The organism is Allobosea sp. 05T438 (genome assembly GCF_056396025.1).
On record NZ_JBFTKQ010000034.1, the window covers coordinates 1 to 17,053 of the forward strand.

General features: G+C 62.3%; 18 protein-coding genes. 6 read left to right on the forward strand and 12 right to left on the reverse strand.

What is annotated here, in order from left to right; all coding sequences use genetic code 11:
• The first annotated feature begins 63 nt into the window (after window positions 1-63).
• The gene (locus AC1DIN_RS28765) at window positions 64-459 is read left to right on the forward strand and encodes a hypothetical protein (protein ID WP_476812242.1); all 396 of its coding nucleotides are present in this window, start codon (window positions 64-66) and stop codon (window positions 457-459) included.
• A 168-nt stretch (window positions 460-627) separates the two neighbouring features.
• On the opposite strand, the gene AC1DIN_RS28770 is transcribed toward AC1DIN_RS28765, so the two are convergent.
• Genes AC1DIN_RS28770 through AC1DIN_RS28790 form a run of 5 tightly spaced genes read right to left on the reverse strand, consistent with a single transcriptional unit; the run spans window position 628 to window position 6,223 of the window.
• Window positions 628-2,856, reverse strand: a complete 2,229-nt coding sequence (locus tag AC1DIN_RS28770) for a xanthine dehydrogenase family protein molybdopterin-binding subunit (protein ID WP_476812221.1) — start codon at window positions 2,854-2,856, stop codon at window positions 628-630.
• Window positions 2,853-3,347: a (2Fe-2S)-binding protein gene (locus AC1DIN_RS28775; RefSeq protein WP_441473362.1), complete on the reverse strand. Its 495-nt coding sequence runs from the start codon at window positions 3,345-3,347 to the stop codon at window positions 2,853-2,855. The genes AC1DIN_RS28770 and AC1DIN_RS28775 overlap by 4 nt, the downstream gene beginning before the upstream one ends.
• Window positions 3,348-3,357: 10 nt before the next feature.
• Window positions 3,358-4,674 (reverse strand): c-type cytochrome, encoded by a 1,317-nt coding sequence (locus tag AC1DIN_RS28780; RefSeq protein ID WP_476812222.1) that lies wholly within the window; start codon window positions 4,672-4,674, stop codon window positions 3,358-3,360.
• 42 nt (window positions 4,675-4,716) lie between these two features.
• Window positions 4,717-5,919, reverse strand: a complete 1,203-nt coding sequence (locus AC1DIN_RS28785; protein WP_476812223.1) for an MFS transporter — start codon at window positions 5,917-5,919, stop codon at window positions 4,717-4,719.
• 22 nt (window positions 5,920-5,941) lie between these two features.
• Window positions 5,942-6,223: a hypothetical protein gene (locus tag AC1DIN_RS28790; RefSeq protein ID WP_441473397.1), complete on the reverse strand. Its 282-nt coding sequence runs from the start codon at window positions 6,221-6,223 to the stop codon at window positions 5,942-5,944.
• Here AC1DIN_RS28790 and AC1DIN_RS28795 point away from each other — a divergent pair.
• Window positions 6,128-7,243, forward strand: coding sequence for an FAD binding domain-containing protein (locus AC1DIN_RS28795; protein ID WP_476812224.1), 1,116 nt, complete (start codon window positions 6,128-6,130; stop codon window positions 7,241-7,243). The two genes, AC1DIN_RS28790 and AC1DIN_RS28795, sit on opposite strands and share 96 nt — an antisense overlap.
• Window positions 7,244-7,482: 239 nt before the next feature.
• Here the strand turns inward: AC1DIN_RS28795 and AC1DIN_RS28800 are convergent, their stop codons facing one another.
• The 4 genes from AC1DIN_RS28800 to AC1DIN_RS28815 form a co-directional block, all read right to left on the reverse strand.
• Entirely contained in the window at window positions 7,483-8,469 is a 987-nt protein-coding gene (locus AC1DIN_RS28800; RefSeq protein ID WP_476812225.1) for an alpha/beta fold hydrolase, read from the reverse strand.
• A 147-nt stretch (window positions 8,470-8,616) separates the two neighbouring features.
• Window positions 8,617-9,006 carry a response regulator transcription factor gene (locus AC1DIN_RS28805; protein ID WP_476812226.1) on the reverse strand — a complete coding sequence of 130 codons (390 nt, stop codon included), beginning with the start codon at window positions 9,004-9,006 and terminating at the stop codon, window positions 8,617-8,619.
• 100 nt (window positions 9,007-9,106) lie between these two features.
• A complete protein-coding gene (locus AC1DIN_RS28810; protein ID WP_441473368.1) occupies window positions 9,107-9,763 on the reverse strand; it encodes a response regulator transcription factor in 657 nt (218 codons plus the stop codon).
• Window positions 9,760-11,253 (reverse strand): two-component system sensor histidine kinase NtrB, encoded by a 1,494-nt coding sequence (locus tag AC1DIN_RS28815; RefSeq protein ID WP_476812227.1) that lies wholly within the window; start codon window positions 11,251-11,253, stop codon window positions 9,760-9,762. The genes AC1DIN_RS28810 and AC1DIN_RS28815 overlap by 4 nt, the downstream gene beginning before the upstream one ends.
• A 512-nt stretch (window positions 11,254-11,765) precedes the next feature.
• Here AC1DIN_RS28815 and AC1DIN_RS28820 point away from each other — a divergent pair.
• From AC1DIN_RS28820 to AC1DIN_RS28830, 3 genes are read left to right on the forward strand one after another with little or no spacing between them, the layout of a single operon-like run.
• Window positions 11,766-12,284, forward strand: coding sequence for a Dps family protein (locus AC1DIN_RS28820; RefSeq protein WP_441473370.1), 519 nt, complete (start codon window positions 11,766-11,768; stop codon window positions 12,282-12,284).
• Window positions 12,285-12,336: 52 nt separating this feature from the next.
• A complete protein-coding gene (locus AC1DIN_RS28825) occupies window positions 12,337-12,828 on the forward strand; it encodes a redoxin domain-containing protein (RefSeq protein ID WP_441473371.1) in 492 nt (163 codons plus the stop codon).
• Window positions 12,825-13,370 (forward strand): DsbA family protein, encoded by a 546-nt coding sequence (locus tag AC1DIN_RS28830; protein ID WP_476812228.1) that lies wholly within the window; start codon window positions 12,825-12,827, stop codon window positions 13,368-13,370. Before AC1DIN_RS28825 ends, AC1DIN_RS28830 begins: the two co-directional genes overlap by 4 nt.
• A gap of 196 nt (window positions 13,371-13,566) precedes the next feature.
• On the opposite strand, the gene AC1DIN_RS28835 is transcribed toward AC1DIN_RS28830, so the two are convergent.
• Both AC1DIN_RS28835 and AC1DIN_RS28840 read right to left on the reverse strand, forming a co-directional pair.
• Window positions 13,567-14,490 carry a helix-turn-helix domain-containing protein gene (locus AC1DIN_RS28835; RefSeq protein ID WP_441473373.1) on the reverse strand — a complete coding sequence of 308 codons (924 nt, stop codon included), beginning with the start codon at window positions 14,488-14,490 and terminating at the stop codon, window positions 13,567-13,569.
• A gap of 162 nt (window positions 14,491-14,652) precedes the next feature.
• Complete coding sequence (locus tag AC1DIN_RS28840) at window positions 14,653-14,790, reverse strand: hypothetical protein (protein ID WP_476812229.1); 138 nt, start codon at window positions 14,788-14,790, stop codon at window positions 14,653-14,655.
• Between AC1DIN_RS28840 and AC1DIN_RS28845 the strand changes: the two genes are divergently transcribed.
• Window positions 14,783-15,814 carry an MBL fold metallo-hydrolase gene (locus tag AC1DIN_RS28845; protein WP_476812230.1) on the forward strand — a complete coding sequence of 344 codons (1,032 nt, stop codon included), beginning with the start codon at window positions 14,783-14,785 and terminating at the stop codon, window positions 15,812-15,814. The genes AC1DIN_RS28840 and AC1DIN_RS28845 overlap by 8 nt on opposite strands.
• A 22-nt stretch (window positions 15,815-15,836) precedes the next feature.
• Here the strand turns inward: AC1DIN_RS28845 and AC1DIN_RS28850 are convergent, their stop codons facing one another.
• A complete protein-coding gene (locus AC1DIN_RS28850; RefSeq protein ID WP_476812231.1) occupies window positions 15,837-16,772 on the reverse strand; it encodes a VOC family protein in 936 nt (311 codons plus the stop codon).
• Between the last annotated feature and the right edge of the window lie 281 nt (window positions 16,773-17,053).

Sequence of the window (17,053 nt, forward strand, 5' to 3'; positions counted from 1 at the left end):
CGGATCGAAGAGCTGGCCTCTGGCCTCAGGGCGGCGAGCGAGGAGCAGGTCGAGACGCGCCGCTTGTGCACCGTCCCAGGCGTAGGGCCGGTCACGGCGGGCGCCATCATGGCCTTCGCGCCCGATCTGCACACCTTCGCCAGCGGCCGAGACCGGCTCGCCGGAAGTGAAACGCCGGGGCGGACCACTGGCGAAGCGACGCATCGTTTCGATCTGATCGTGCGTCAACACAGGAAACATTTGATGGGCACGAGGCGCGGCATTGCCCACGGTTTGGCTGCTCATAGGGTTCTCCAACTTATGAAATCCCGACACGGGATGGCCCAACGGACGGTTTCGCCGTCCAGGGCTCGGTGCCGCTACAGGGTGAGACGCCCTCACGAGACCACCGTTGCAGCGGGCGGCCGGGGGGCTTTGGGACGAAGGCCGCAAGCAGCCAGCAGAACAGAGCGACGATAGCGGTCGCTTGAAGGCATAGATTGCGTCGCGATCGTCCAGCCCAGCAGTACTTGGCGACGACGATCAATGCGTGGAGCAGCGGACGTGAGAGGAGGCGCGGACGCCAGCTCGGCAGAACGTACTGGGCCATGCCCGTCGGTGATGGCTCGCCAGCTATAGTTCGTCCGCTCACCGTCCGAAGGCGGCCCGAATACGGGCCGGAGTGAACGGCAATTGCCGCAATCTTTGACCGCTTGCGTCACGAATGGCGTTGCCCAGGGCCGCAGCCGTTGGGCCTTGCGACGCCTCCGCCACGCCGAGAAACGGTGCGCCGGGCCTGTCGATAATCGCGACATCCAACCGTTCCGGAACGCTTGAGAACCGAAGGATCGGGTAGGACGACCAGTCGAACGACGTGATGCGCTTGCGATCGAACGTCACCTCCTCGAACAGCGTCCAGCTCGCGGACTGAATGATCCCTCCCTCGATCTGATTCCTGACACCATCCGGGTTGACGACCTCTCCGGTGTCGGTAGCCGCGTTGACGCGGACGATGCGGACCTCGCCCGCCTCAGGGTCGACGAAGATTTCCAGCGCGACGGCGCAATACGCTTCGAGGTTCTTGTACCGGGCAAAGCCGAAGCCGTAGCCGCCTCCCTTTGGAAGTCGCGGTCGCGCCTTCCATGCAAAATCCATAGCTGCCTTCTCGACGACGGCCCGAGCGCGATCATCGGTGAGCAGGCGCAGGCGTAATGCGACCGGATCCTGCCCTGAGGCATGAGCCAGATCGTCGATGGTGCTCTCGATGGCCAGGACGTTCAGATAGCCGCCGAGGGAACGCATCGAGGAGCCGCGCAACGGCATCTCCGGCAGGAAGTGATGGACCACCTTCGCATTCGGGAAGTGGTAGAGCGGGATCGCGTTGCGATCGCCACCTCCCTCCGGCTGCGCGAGGGCGACGGGCGGAGCCGGCGGAGCCGGATCGCTCTTGTCCCGGGCAGCCAGCAGCGTGCCCGGCGGCCCGGGCCGCATCATGTGGGACTGGCTCCAAACCTCGCTGTGCCAGTCCGTGACGGCGCCACTGCCGTCGACCACGGCGCGCACCGCGGCCACCATGCCGGGCCCGAAAGGCTCCCAGGCATGTTCCTGCTCACGCATCCACTGCACGCGGATCGGGCGTCCCGGCAGCGCCATCGCGATCAGGGCGGCGTCGGCGCCAACGTCGTCCGCACCATTCTGACCATAACAGCCCGCGCCCTCGACATGGATGCATCGAACCTTGTCGAGCGGCAGCTTCAGCATTCCCGCGATGGCCTGGCGGAGCGGATAGACGCCTTGGGTATGCGTCCAGATCGTCACCTCGCCGTCGAGCGCCTCGGCAATGGCGCAGGATGGGCCGATCGAGCCATGCGCGAGATAGGGGCGTACGAAGCGTCCTTCGACGACAGTTCCCGCCCCACCCGGCGTTCCCACCTCGAGGATGGCGGTGTCGCGCGATGGAAGGACCGTCAGAGCGTCGCCCAGATTCGCCGCATCCGGCAGCGACGCCTGCTCCTTCCACGCGACGCGTGCCGAGAGGCGGCGCATGGCCTGAATGGCCGTCCATTCGTCGTCCGCTACTACGGCAAGGACATTGCGGTCGCGGAAAACGTTCACAACCCCGGGCATGGCTTCCACGGCAGTGGCATCCAGCCGAGCAATTTCGGCGTCATAGCTCGGCGGCCGGATCATCCTGGCATGGAGCATGCCGTCTGGGCGACGATCCTGCACATAGGCTTCGCCGCCCGTGACCTTGCCCGGAATGTCGATCCTTGCGACCGGCCGGTTCATCACGGTGAAGTCGGCCGTCGGTGTCAGTTTCGAAGTGGGTCGAGCCTCGACCTGCAGCAACTCAGCACTGACCAGCTCTCCGTAGCTCAGGCGCACTCCCCCTGGACCGAGAACGGCCCCTTCGGCCGCACGCAGCGTTTCAGGCGGGACGGTCAGCCGTCGCGCGGCCTCGGCAATCAGGATTTCCCGCACCTGGGCGGCGGCGTTGCGGATCGCAGTGCCCGAATCGCGAATTGAATGGCTTGCTGCCGTATAGCCTTCATCGGCTGTTCGGCCGGTATCGGCAGTGACGAGACCGAGCGATGAGAAGGGCACTTTGAGCTCTTCCGCGGCGATCTGGAGAATAGCCGTCTTGAGGCCCTGCCCGAGTTCGGCCTTGCCGGTCAGGATGGTCACGGAGCCAGTGGCATCGAGCCGGATCCAGGCATCGAGCCGAGGCGTGTCATCGAGGCTGCCAGGGAGACCTCGCTTTGTCGGCCCCTCTCCCTTCCCGGTTTCGGTCTGCGCCCGCGCAGCGGACCAACTGAACGCCAGGGTCAGTGCGCCGGCGCCAGCGAGGACAGCGCGGCGTGACAGCATCGCGTTCATGACCGGCCTCCCGGCGCCGACGGCACGAGTGTCCCGGCCACCCGGTCGGCCGCCCGACGGATAGCGCGGAGGATGCGCATATGCGTGCCGCACCGGCACAGATGCGGTTCCATCTCTTCGCGGATCTGCCGATCCGATACCCGTGGGTTGCGTTGGAGCATCGCCTGCGCGCGCATCATCATGCCGGGAATGCAGTAGCCACACTGGGCCGCCTGCTCGTCGATAAAAGCTTGCTGCAAAATCCCGGGATTTTCCCTGGACCCGAGCCCTTCCAGCGTCGTCACGGAACGCCCCTCGACCAGCTCGACCGGGGTAACGCAGGAGAATACGGCCTCGCCGTCAACGATTACGGTGCAGGCTCCGCACTGGCCGAGTCCGCAGCCGAACTTCGCCGCATTGAGTTTCAACTCGTTGCGCAGGACATAGAGCAGCGGCGTATCAGGCGCGGCCTTGATCGCGTGACTGGTGCCATTGATTGTGACATTGGCCATACCAGCCTCCTCATTTCGCCTGATCGGGCGCGAGCTCGCCCCGCGCCTCTCGGAGGACCTTCTGCAGATCGGGCCAGTCCGGGCGCGTTGCGACCTGGCTGCGGAGGTGCTTCACCAGAGCCGCAATCTGCTCGTCGGTCATGACGGCCCCGAAGCCCGGCATGATCGGCGCCTTGGCACCGCCGGCAGCGGGAATCCCGTTCAGAACGAGCTTCACCAGATTCTCCGGCCCCTCCCCCGCCAGCGCTGTGGAAGCTGCGAGCGATACCGCTCCCAATGGCGGGCTGCGCCCAGCGTCGTGGCATGAAGCGCAAGCGCTGGCGTAGAGGCGGGCTCCCGCTCCGGGCATGTCCGGAGGCGTCGCGATCTGCAGACCAGCCGATTGCGCAAGAGCCGGCTGCGCGACGCCAGTCGGTTTGGCAACAGGTGCGCCCGCGGGTGCAAGCGCGGCAATATAGGCGGCCATTGCGGCGACTTCTTCGCGCGGCACAAGAGAAAGGTTGTCCGTCACCGGCGCCATCGGCCCCCGAGCCACGCCATGATCCGGGTGGGAGCCCTCAGCCAGATAGGTCTCCAATGCCTGGGCCGTCCACGGCAGCGGCGCCTTCGATGCCTTTCCCAGTCCGTAGGCCAGCCAGCCCTCGACCCGGGCGCCTTCGAAAGCGCGGGACTGGACTTCCGCCCCCATGAGGTTGCGCGGCGTGTGACAGGCACCGCAATGGCCGAGACCTTCGACGAGATAGCGCCCGCGATTCCATTGCGCGTCATTCGCAAGGTCGGGCTGCAGCCGCCTTTGGCTGAAGAAGAGCAATTTCCAGCCGGCAAGAACGAGGCGGATATTGATCGGGAATGGCAGCTCGTTGGCGGGCGTCGGTGCGCTGACCGCCTCGCGCGTCATGAAGAAGGCGTATAGCGCTTCGAGATCCTGATCGCTGGTCAGCATGAAATGGTCGTAGGGGAACGCCGGATAGAGGTGCCGCCCTTCCCGATCTACGCCTTCGCGCATTGCCCGCGCAAAAGCCTCCTGGGACCACGAGCCGATTCCTGTCCCGCGATCGGGCGTGATGTTGGTCGAATAGATGGTGCCAAACGGCGTCGGCATCGCCAGGCCGCCGGCGAAGATGCGGCCGCCCGGGGTCGTGTGGCAGGTCTGGCAATCGCCGATGAGAGCAAGATTGCGTCCCTTGGCGACCGTCGCCGCATCGAAGCTGGCAGGCGCAGGGGTCTCGATCGGAGCTATCTCGAACCGCCAAGCATAGGCCAGCGCACCAGCTCCAGCGCTGACAGCCAAGGCGATGCCAATACCAAGTATGGTTTTGAGACGCATGCTCTGCTTGCCCCTGCGGCGCGGTTGATGCCGGCGAAGGCTTCAGGAGCCGGTCGTGTGGCTGCGGCTGCGGGCAATGCAGGCAAACTGCATCGCTGTCGCAATGGCGCCAAAAATCAAACCGAGGACGACCACCCCAGGCCAGCCGCCGAACTGCCAGGCGGCCATGCCGCTGGCCGAGCCGATCGAGCCCCCGAAGAACATGGCTCCCATCAGGACCGTGTTGAGCCGAGCCCGAGCCTCGGGCCGCAGCGCAAAGACGATGTGCTGGTTCGACACGAGTGCCGATTGCATGGCGAAGTCGAGGAGCACCACGCCGAACACCAGCCCGGCCAAGGAGGTCCACGCACCAAAGACGATCCACGAAACCAGAGTGACGATGGCCCCCATCGCAACAACAGGCGCCGGCCCCCGAGCATCCGCGAAACGCCCCGCCAGCGGCGCGGCGAAGATGCCGACCGCCCCGACGATGCCGAACAGGCCGGCGATGTCGGCACCCAAACCAAAGGGCGGCGCCTGCAGCCGGAAGGCGAGCACGGTCCAGAAGACGGTGAATGCCGCGAAAATCAGCGCCTGCGTGATTGCGGCCAGCCGAAGCACCGCGAATTCGCGCCACAGATCCCAGATGGAACTCAGCAGCCGACCATAGCTCAGCTCCGATTCCGGCGGAGCATGCGGAAGGACCAGTGCCATCAGCCCGCCCGCGGCAAGCGCCATCGGCACGCCCAGCCAAAACATCTCCCGCCAGCCTGCATGGGTCGCTACGAAACCTGCTAGGGTCCGGCTCAGCAGGATGCCGGTCAGAATGCCGGCCAGGACCGTACCCACGACTGCCCCTCGCCGCTCGGGGGCAGCCAGATGCGCCGCCAGCGGAACAATCTGCTGGGCGACAGTGGCCGACAGGCCAACGACGAGAGAAGCGAGGACGATCAACAGCGCATTCGGCGCCAGGGCGGCCAGCACGAGCGCGACAGCGAGGAAGCCGAACTGCAGGACGATCAGCCGCCGTCGTTCGACAATGTCACCAAGTGGAACCAGCAGGAAAAGGCCGCAGGCGTAGCCGAGCTGGGTAGCGGTCGGGACCAATCCCGTAGCCTGACCGGGGAGAGCCTCTTCGATCAGGCCCAGCATCGGCTGATTGTAGTAGATGTTCGCCACCGCGATGCCGGCAGCGGCCGCTATGGCATAGATTGCCGAGGTCCGGAGCACGAATGGAAGCGGCGCAGTAATACCTTGCTGTGTCATCGGAAGGGTCCCCTGCAACCAATCAGCGCGAACGGGCCAGCGACGAATCCGGCCGGCTGCCCTTTTTGAATGCTAGAGCCTTGACCTCGGGGAGGCTGTAGCGCTTGGGGATGGGGACCGCACACCTCCGTATGATTGCCCGCTGTGGTGCGATGTTGTTGGGTTGCTGGCTCGTCCCGCCGTCATAGGCTGCCAATACGCCCCCCACATGAGAGCCCTTTGCATCAGCATCGTCGGCGGTTCTCTTGCTGGGTTGTTTGCCGCTCTCCTGCTGCGGCGGGATGGCCACGAAGTCCGCGTTCATGAGCGCTCCCGGCACGGGCTCTCCGGTCGCGGCGCAGGCCTTGTCGCGCAAGCGGATGTGTTCCGTATGCTGCGCCTGCTCGGTCAGGAGCGCGTGGCCACCATCGGGGTCATGGCTGAAGAACGGATCTATCTGGACAGAGCCGGAGGGGTGGCGGAAACGCTCGCGATGCCGCAGATGCAAATCTCGTGGGGTGTTCTCTACGAGAACTTGGCAAGCGATCTGGGTGGGGAACGCCACGCACTGGGGCAGGAGTTGGAAGCCATCGAGCCCGCGGAGACGGGCACGGTCCTCCACTTCCGTGACGGAGCTGCCTGCAAAGCCGATCTCGTGATCGGAGCCGACGGGATCGGTTCGATTGTCCGCAAGGCCGTGAACCCCGAAAACCACGTCAACGGCTATGCAGGCTATTCAGCCTGGCGCGGTCTCGTACCGGAGACAGCCTTGCCATCGGAAGCGGCGCTGCTGATCGGGCGCTTTGCATTCTACGTGAAGCGCGGAGCCCATGCGCTCGGATATCTCGTACCGGGCTCAAAGGGAGAGATGGCGCAAGGCGAACGGCGCTATAACTGGGTCTGGTATCGGCCGGGCAGCAGTGACCAACTCCCGGCGTTGTTCACCGACACGCAGGGCCGAACCCATCCGTTCTCGCTGCCGAGGAGTGGCTTTTCGGCTGACCGTCTGGCGATGCTGCATCGGGATGCTGCCGATACCTTGCCGCCCCAATTTGCCCTCGCGGTCGGCAGTGAGGACAAGCCATCGATCCGAGGCATCTTCGACTACGAAGCCCCCCGGATGGTGCGAGGACCGATCGCGCTGATCGGCGATGCGGCCTTCGTGGTGAGGCCACATACTGCAATGGGAGTCTCAAAGGCAGCCGGAGACGTCATGGCGTTGCACCGTCATCTGGCGGCTGAAGACAATCTTGAACGCGCTCTGGCTGGCTTCGAGCGCGAGCGACTTCCCGTTGGGCGGGAGATTGCCGCCTATGGCCGCCGCCTTGGTGCCTCCGCCCTCTGAGATTCGGCGGCGCAGGCTCACGAAGCATCGGAGGTTGATCCGGAACCTCGTCAAGAAAATCGCCACCGCCTCGAGCATGTAGGAAGAGCCGCCAGCCCCTGCTGGGTTTGACCGCGGAGAGCTTTGGGCCGTCGTCGCGTTGCAGATCGGCCGCGGCACCCCGGGAGGCCCGGCATTCAAGCAAGAAATGGGAGGGTAGCAGGGCTACCCTCCCCCAGTGGCGCCTCGGTCGAGTCCGTTCAGCCTTTCACGAAGGCGAGAAGGTCCGGATTGATCACGTCGGCATGCGTCGTGAGCATGCCGTGGGGATAGCCCTTGTAGATCTTCAGCGTGCCGTTCTTAAGCAGCTTGGCGGATTTGAGTGCGGAGTCGGCGATGGGCACGATCTGATCGTCATCGCCATGCAGCACGAGGGTCGGCACGGTGATGGCTTTCAAATCCTCGGTCTGGTCGGTTTCGGAGAAGGCCTTGATGCCGTCATAATGGGCCTTGGCGCTGCCGATCATGCCCTGGCGCCACCAGTTCTGGACGACGCCTTGATAGACCTTCGCGCCCTCGCGATTGAAGCCGTAGAACGGGCCGGCCGCCACATCGAGATAGAGTTGCGCGCGATTGTCGGCCACGCCCTTGCGAAAGCCGTCGAAAACCTCCATCGGTAGGCCCTCGGGGTTGCTCGCCGTCTTGAGCATCAGCGGCGGTACGGCTGAGACCAGCACGGCCTTGGCGACGCGGCCGGCGGGTTGGCCGTKCTTCGCAACGTAACGGGCGACCTCGCCGCCGCCGGTCGAGTGACCGATATGCACCGCGTTCCGCAGATTGAGATGCTCGACGACGGCAAAGGCGTCGGCCGCGTAGTGATCCATGTCGTGGCCGTCGCTCACCTGGGCTGAACGGCCATGGCCACGACGATCATGCGCCACGACACGATAGCCGTGCAGCACAAAGAACAGCATCTGTGCGTCCCAGTCGTCAGAGGACAGCGGCCAGCCGTGATGGAACACGATCGGCTGGGCATTCTTGCGACCCCAGTCCTTGTAGAAGATCTCGACGCCATCCTTGGTCTTTACGAAACCGCTGCTCATCTGTGTCTTTCCTTTTGGGCCCGAGGTTGCTGTCGAGGACTGCGCGAAGGCGGCAGCGGGAAGGAATGCAGCGCTCGCTGCACCGGCCAATGTCGCTACAGCTTCGCGCCTCGACCAGGTTGGAGGGGTTGCTAAATCGGTCATAAGTGCCTCGCTTGGGGCATCGGGTGAGCGGATGGATACCGGTTTCCCGAGCGGTTCCGTCAGCAGCGCGACGCTAGGCGGCCTTCAACCTGGCGAGAATCGTACGTAGGGATCGGCTTCCCATACGATGGTGTTAGGAGTCAGCCGTTAGCCATCCCCGCCGAGCACCCCCGCCAAGGAACTAGCGATTTGCCCGGCGTCGGCGGGCTTCTGCAAGAAACCGCGAGCACCAGCTGCCATCACACGTTCGCGGATGCCCGCTTGTGGAAATGCCGTCATGAAGATGATGGGGAAGGAGCGTTCAGACGCGACCAGATGCATTTGCAACTGCTCGCCGCTCATCCCAGGCATCTGGACATCAACCAGCAGGCAGTCCGGCTCTTCGATGGCTGGATCGTTCAGAAAATCCTGCGCGGAGGCGTAACCGCGAACATGGTAGCCGAGAGCACGAAGGAGGCTTGAGAGCGAGGTGCGGACCCCTTCATCATCGTCCACGATCGCGATTGTGGGTATGTGAGGCATTCCGAAGCCAATCACGCCAATCTCGCAGGAAGCGGGCAGCGATGCCCCAGCTTTGGCGTTTATGCAGGCAGAATGAACGAAGCGGAATCATACAGAGGTTTGCGCTGCCGGCAGCTCAAGCTCTCGAAGCGCCGAGGGCTTCGGCCTTTCGCACGAGGTCAGCGAGCGATCGCACCTGCATCTTCCGCATGACGTTGCCGCGATGAATCTTGACGGTGATTTCGCTGATACCGATGGCATTTGCCACCTGCTTGTTCATCAAACCTGCCACGACGTGTGCCATAACCTCGCGCTCGCGGGGCGTGAGCGTTTCGTACTCGATCCGCAGATCGTGTTTGGCTTCGAGTTCGTGGCGCCGAGACCGGTCTCGTGCGATCGCGAGTGTCACCGCGTCGAGCATGTCTTGCTCGCGAAACGGCTTTGCCAGAAAGTCGACCGCACCCGCTTTCATTGCCCGAACCGACATCGGGATATCCCCATGTCCCGTCATAAAGACGATCGGCACGTTGAACCCATCACGTACCAGCTGCTCCTGAAAATCCAGGCCGTTGAGACCAGGCAGTCTCACATCAAGAAGCAGGCAACCGGGAACGCTCGGCAACGCGTTCGCGAGCAGCTCAGCCGGCGACCCGAAGAGCAGGGTCGCCAATCCGACAGAGCGAAAAAGGCTGTCGAGGGCATCCCTGACACCAGGATCGTCATCGACCACGGCCACAAAAGGTGCCGACGCGACAGCGACAGATCCGGTGCTCACGGTCCGCAGCCGTGTCATGGCGCGACACTCGTGTTCAGTGCCGGAAGCGTCAGATGGAAGGTCGCGCCGCAGCCCGAGGCGCTCGTTGMTTTCAACTGCCCGCCATGGGCTTCGACAAGTGTCCTGCTAATCGCGAGGCCCATGCCCATCCCATGGTCCTTGGTGGTGAAAAATGGATCAAATAGTCTCTCTTGATCGCCCTCGGCAATGCCCGGACCGGTATCGCTAATCTCTATCGCGATGGCATCAGCGTCAGAACGGAACGCCTGCAGAGAGATGTGCCGGCCACCCAGAAGCCCAGCCATGGCCTGCACACCATTTACCAGGATATTGACTAGCACTTGCTGGAGTTGGACCTTGTCTCCCTGAATGGGTGGGAGGTTCGGCTCCAACGCGAGCCGCAATTCGACCTCCCCATGTTGCAACTCCCGTTCAACCAGCAAGACCGCCTCGCCAACGAGCGTTGCGACGTTGAGTTGGCTCGATTGAGTTGGTTCCTTGTTTAGGAATCCGCGAATGCGAGTGACGATCTCGCTGGCACGTTGCCCCTCGGAGATGACTCGCCCAATCGCCGTATCGACCTCCTGGATATCGGGCGGGTTCCTCTGCAACCAGCGTCGGCAGGCTTCCGCATTCGTAACAACCGCCATCAGCGGTTGATTGACTTCGTGCGCGATCGACGCGGTCAATTCACCCAGCGTCGTAACCCGGGCGGCATGGGCAAGCTCCAAGCGCGCCAAGTGCAACGCATCTTGCGTCCTTTTGCGCTCAGTCACATCCGTGTGCGTTTCAAGGACTCCAAGTGCATCGCCCTGTCCGCCCGGTTGCAGGGCCCATCGGCTTGCAACCATCAGCCGCTCGCCTGACTTCCCGAACTGTACGAGCTCCCCTTCCCATCGTCCGGTAGAGAGCAATCCGCGCTCGATCACGTGACGATGTTCGGGGTACTGCGTCGCAAGGAGCTCATCCGCTGAGCGTCCGATCGCTTCGGCGCTAGACCAACCGTAGACATCCTCTGCGGCGCGGTTCCAGAAGGTGATGAGGCCCTCGCTGTTCCGCACGAAAATCATGTCGTGGCTCAGGTTCAAGAGCTTGGCCTGATCCGAGAGCGTTTGCGTGGCCTCTTGATTGCAGAGGGCCAGCATCGTCGCCATTCCTATCGCTGAAAGGCTCACAAGGGCGCGGAACGCTGGCGAACCGAATACGAAACCGTGTGCGTGCAAGTAAGATATCAGTGTCAGGATCAGGCTCAGTATTGCGGCCGAGACGATATCCTGTTGCCGCCCTGTGCGCATCGCGATGAGGATGACAAGGACGTATAGGACGGCAACAGCGCCTTCCAATTGTGTCCATGTATCGATGGTGAAGATGCCTGTTGCCAGAAGAACGGCCGCAAAACGGCAGCTGTTTCGCTTTCCGGCAGAAGGCGAAACAAAAATTTCGCCAAACGATAGCTTTCGGCGTGATCGTATCGAGACCCGCCGATCAGCGAACGATTCAGACGACATCTGGTGCGACAGCCTTTGATGATATCAGCGCAGCCAGCAAGGTAATTTATCGCTGCAGGCGGAGCTTGCAGATTAGCGTCACGGTTTGACTGGAATCGCGATGAGCGTGGCTCCAGCTGCCATCGCTGGACGCAGTCCAAATTCCCAGGGCCGAAGCGATCCGCCCCGTGCCGCTCACATCGCTTTATGCCGCCGCGGCGAGTGTGAGCGATCGCCCGAGAAACGGAATCATACAAGAGTTTAAGAAGGCTGGCATCATGATCGCACCGCAGGGGAATAGAGCCTCCTCGCCCCCTCCCCGATTTGCGTCGAAGATCGAGGTTGAGCTGGTCCAACGCCCTTGGCCTCCGCCGACTTCCCCCAATGCAAACTGAAGTATGAGGCAATCACCCTTGTGGTCGATTCACCGCTCGTCCCGCCGGCCGTAACGTCAGCTCCGAAAGCCCGTCAACGGTGTCCGACAGCGATAATGGCGTCAGGCGCGCGGCGGTCATCACCATTGGAGGTCGCTCATGAACAACGCTTCGGGCCGTGCGAACCAGACTGCTCCACTGCAAACGCCGACTGATCTCGGTGCGCAAGCCACTGTGGATATCGCGGCAGCGTTGACCGGCGTCCTTGCCGACATGTTCGCGCTTTATCTGAAGACGAAGAATTTCCACTGGCACCTCTCGGGTCCCCACTTCCGCGACTACCACCTGATGCTGGACGAGCATGGTGACCAGATCTTCGCTACCACCGACGTGCTTGCCGAGCGCGCCCGAAAGGTGGGAGGGACCACGTTGCGCTCGATCGGACACATCGCGCGGATCCAGCGCCTGCCCGACAATGACGCGGACTATGTAACTGCCCAGGACATGCTGGCGGAGTTGGCGGACGACAACCGCCGCATGGCGGGTTTCCTGCGCTCAGCCCACGGTGTTTGCGAGAACTACAACGACGTCGCGTCGACGAGCTTGATCGAGGTCTGGATCGACGAGGCGGAGCGCAGAGCCTGGTTCCTTTATGAAATGACGCGCCCCACGCGCTGAGCGACCCGCCAAACCGATCCCGGCCTTTCCGATGCCAGCGCATGAGTCGCCCATGACAGTCCTGCCACCCGGAAGCGTCGCCCCGCAATTCACCCTGCCGGCGACGCCCGACCAGAAGCTTTCGCTCGCGGACATGCGAGGCAGCCCGGTCATCCTGGCCTTCTATCCGGCCGATTGGAGTCCGGTCTGCGGCGATCAGATGGCTCTCTACAACGAGATCCTTCCCGAATTCCATCGGGCCGGAGCCCAGCTTGTCGGCATATCCGTCGACGGGGTCTGGTGTCACGCGGCCTTCGCGAACGATCGCAAGCTTCACTTTCCATTGTTGGCGGATTTCGAGCCAAAAGGTGAAGTCGCCGCGCGCTACGGTGCCTATCGCAAGATCGAAGGCATCTGCGAACGCGCGCTTTTTGTCGTCGACCGCGAGGGGGTGATTTGCTGGAGCTACGTCTCGCCGCTGGGGATCAACCCTGGAGCAGACGGCATCCTCGAGGCACTCGACAAACTCAACGCCCGATCTCCGGCGCAAGGAGTTCTGCCATGAACGGTCTCGCGATCCCAGTCGACAACCACGATCACACGCAGGGACCTAGGAACGCGCGCGTCACTCTGGTCGAATATGGCGACTATGAATGCCCCTATTGCGGAGAAGCCTATCCCATTCTGAAGGCCGTGAAGAACCTCATGGGCGACCGCCTGCTGTTCGTGTTTCGCAATTTCCCGATCTCCGAATTGCATCCCCACGCGCTTCGCGCCGCCGAATTCGCGGAGGCCGCGGCGACGAAAGGTCGATTCTGGGAAGCACACGATACGCTCTTCGAGAACCAGCAGGCGCTCCAGGACCGCGATCTCCTCGATTACGCGCGGAAAATTGGCCTGGACACCGCCCCTGTGGAACGAGGTTTTAATGGCGGCTTTGACGAGAAGATCAGGCGTGACTTTCTCGGAGGAGTTCGCAGCGGTGTGAACGGCACACCGAGCCTCTTCATCAATGGACAGCGGTACGACGGTCCGCGCGACGTGGAAGCCCTGTTGAATGTCTTGATGAGAACTGGCGCCGAGGATGTCGCCAGCCAACCGGCCTAGCAATCACAAAGCGCAGCGGCAGCGGGAGAGCTGCCCCTTTCTCTCCCGCGGATCTGGCAATCACCGGATCCGAACCCCGCGGCACCGGCGTGTGTTCCCTAGCGGAACACGCGCCGGTCAGAATATTGGTCATTGTGCGCGTTCGCGATCTGAGGCCGCAAAAAGCGGCGTAAAACGTGTCGCGCGAAGGTGCAGCCTAGCCCTGCCCCACTTGCCTCCTCCAAACACCAGGCGTCACGCCGGTGAACCGGCCGAAGACGCGCGTCAAATGACTCTGCCCGCCGAAGCCGCAGCAAATGGCGATCTCTTCGAGCGATAAATCAGGGCGAACGAGCAGTTTCTTCGCCTCCTCGACGCGAAGCTTCATCAGATAGCGATGCGGCGCCAAGCCGGTGTTTCGCCGAAAAGCTCGCGCGAAATGGCTAGGCGTCAGCCCGCACTCCTCGGCGATCTGCGCGATACTGAGGTCCGTGGCGAAGCGGGCATGCAACATTTCCTTGGCCCTGCGCTCCTGCCAACTCGCCAATATGCCGACACGCGCTTGCGTCAGACGACGCATTCCGCCGTAAGTCTCGCCGAAGTGCGTCAGCAACCCCAGCGACAGCTGATCGATCAGCAATGCGTTGGCGGAAGCAAACTCCGACGCAACAAGCAGGCTTTCCGACAGAGCAGCCGTGATGGGGTCGGGCTCGTCGCGTTTCCACCGCAGAGTATCCACCCGCCGTGCCGCGTGATGCTCCGCCAACTCCTCCAATGCCTCGGCCGGAACGTAGAATTGCAAAGCATCAAAGCGACCACCAAACTCGCATTGGGGGCTGTCTCGCAAATCGATGACGCTCACCGTTCCAGCCGAAAAGCAATCAGAGTAGCGCTTGTGCCCACTCAGCCAGCACGAATGCCTCTGCAGAGGATGGAGTTGGTGGAGGATCGAGAACGCAGCCTCCGTCGGCACTGGGGCAGTTCTGTTGCGCGTTTCCTTATCGCAGGTCAGGCGCGTGACCGCCAATCCAAGACGGCCACCAGGCCGAAACTCAGCGACAGTGCGGCCGGGCATTTCAAGGTGTGATGTGATGCGCTCGCCGTAAAAGCCCATCGCGGCCGTAGCGGACTGCGACGGCATAATGGGCTCCTCTAGCCCGCCCGCTAAATCTTGCCCCTGAATCATTGGCCCCCACCGTATTCGCCTGCGACCGGGCCCGTTCCTTCGTCGGCGTTCGCAGGTTGCGACTGACGACCGGTACAGCCGTCCTGAAGCTACGTAAATCCTTCATCGACAGGCAATTCAGACGAAGGTTTGGGCATAATTCTCCTTTTTGATCACACGACGAAAATCGTCAAAGCCCAGCGCATTATGACAAGAGGCATGTCCCTCAAGCTGGCAGGATACCTGCCAGCCAACAATGGGGCGCTCGATGATCACCTCACACTCGAAGCGATTGATCGCCACGGTCCTCGGTTTGACGTTCCTCGCGACCGGATCTCCGGCGGGGGCTCCTCAAGCCGGCAAACAGGCACCCGGCTATTATCGGATGATGCTCGGCCAACTGGAAGTCACAGCGCTTCTCGACGGGACTCATCCGTTTCCAATCCCCACGACGCTGACCGTACCGCGGGAGCGGGCCCTGACAGGCGAAGATCGACCTCTCATGTCCCACGCACGTCCCGGCACTGCCGAAGCACTTCTGGCCCAGGAACGTTTGGCACTGCCTTTCGAGGGCTCGATCAACGCGTTCCTTGTCAATTTGAACGGACGGCTCGTGCTCATCGATAGCGGAGCTGGAGCCCTCTATGGAAAGTGCTGTGGCCAGCTCCTGGCGAACCTCAGAGCGTCAGGTTATGCGCCTGAGCAGATCGACGACGTCTTCATCACTCATTTGCATACCGATCACATCGGCGGTGTCGTAGAGAACGGGCAGCCGAGCTTTCCAAACGCAACGCTTCACGTCTCGAAGCAGGACGTGGACTACTGGCTCGATAGCGCCAACGAGGCGAAGGCACCTGCCATCCTTCGGAGCATGTTCAACGGGGCGCGCAGTGCCCTTCGCCCCCATCAGGAGGCGGGTCGCCTCGTTACCTTTAACGGCGAGGGCGAGGTTTTGCCGGGAATCAAAGCCGTACCGACCCCAGGCCACACACCGGGCCACACGTCCTACCTTGTCGGAAGCGGAGGTGAACAGTTGCTCGTCTGGGGAGACATCGTCCATGTCTCCCCCATCCAGTTTCCCGACCCGGCCGTCACCGTGACCTATGATAGTGATGCGTGGAAAGCAGAGCAGAGGCGCCTTTCCCTTTTCGCGGAAGCCGCCACAAAAGGCTTCTGGATCGGCGCAGCTCACATTTCATTTCCAGGCCTTGGGCATATTATCGCTCGCGATGGCCACTACAGGTGGCTGCCTGCCAACTATACGACGCGCGTAGATCAAGCTGTCGGCGCCCAACCTTGATAGAGGCGCTTCGTGAAGCGTCTCAGCGAACTCTGTCGAGCGGGGGCAAAATTCGCAACAGCTCGTCCTGGCGATCTTCCAAGCTCGGCGGAAAGATCAAGCGCGTCCCCAGGGCTCCAGGTGTTTCATCAATGAGAAAACCAGGACCATCCGTCGAAATCTCGATCAGCAACCCGTCTGGTCCGCGGAAGTAGATCGAACGAAAATAATAGCGGTCCTTGACGGGGCTTGAGGCGATCCCAAAACGCTCTTGGAGTTCTTTAGCCATAGTAGCCAATTCGGCTTCGTCGTTGGCTCGGAATGCAATGTGATGGATGACGCCGGCACCGAGTCTGGGGCGAGACCGATTGCGCCGCTGATGCAGATATAGCCGTCCTCCCGCTTCGTCATGCGCCGCGAACTCGATTTGATCGCCCTCGTGTCCGACTTCGGCGAAACCAAGCACTTCTGTCAGAATTCGCGCCATCAGCGTCGTTCCGCGTACGCTCATCGTAACACCTACGAGTTGGCGAACGGCGAAAGCCGGCGGAATATGCGGTTGAGACCAGGAGGCTTGTTCCGCCGACGCTCTGGCCACCAAGGCCAGCGGTGTGCGGTCGGGATCCTCGAAATTGAGTTGAGCGCTTCCGCTCAATGACTGCCGCTGCTGGAACGGTACGCCAAAATCGGTCAGCCGCTTCGCCCACCAGCCAATCGCATCAGGGGCAACTGAGAAGAGGACGTATTCGCCGTTGTCGCCGCGGTCTTCCGCTTCAGCAGCACTCACCCACGAGAAAAAGGAAAGACTGCCGCCGGGCACCCCTTCCGCATCTCCATAGATGAGATGGTAAGCTCCCGGGTCCTCGTGCGTCACAGTTCGCTTTACCAAGCGCAGCCCGAGTACTTTCGTATAGAATTCCACGTTCCGTGCTGCATCTGTGGCAATGACGGTGACGTGATGCAATCCGCGCCCCTTCACGATCGCGATCCTCCGTCAAAACGGCATCGCCTTTCGAAGGTGAGGACGCGGCCACGGCTCGGTGTCCCATGCGTCACCCACAAGACAATTCGAAGGCACATTTTGGCCGGCGTCTTGGACAATAGCGCTATCATTTGGACGGGAACGTCGGCATCTCTTCCGTGGTCGAAGGATCGTATTCCAGAAACCGGCACTTACTCAATTGGAAGCCCTTCTCTCAATATCCAGCTTTAATTGCCGAGTAGGATAGCGAGGCGCGGCAAATCGGCAATTCGCGCAGA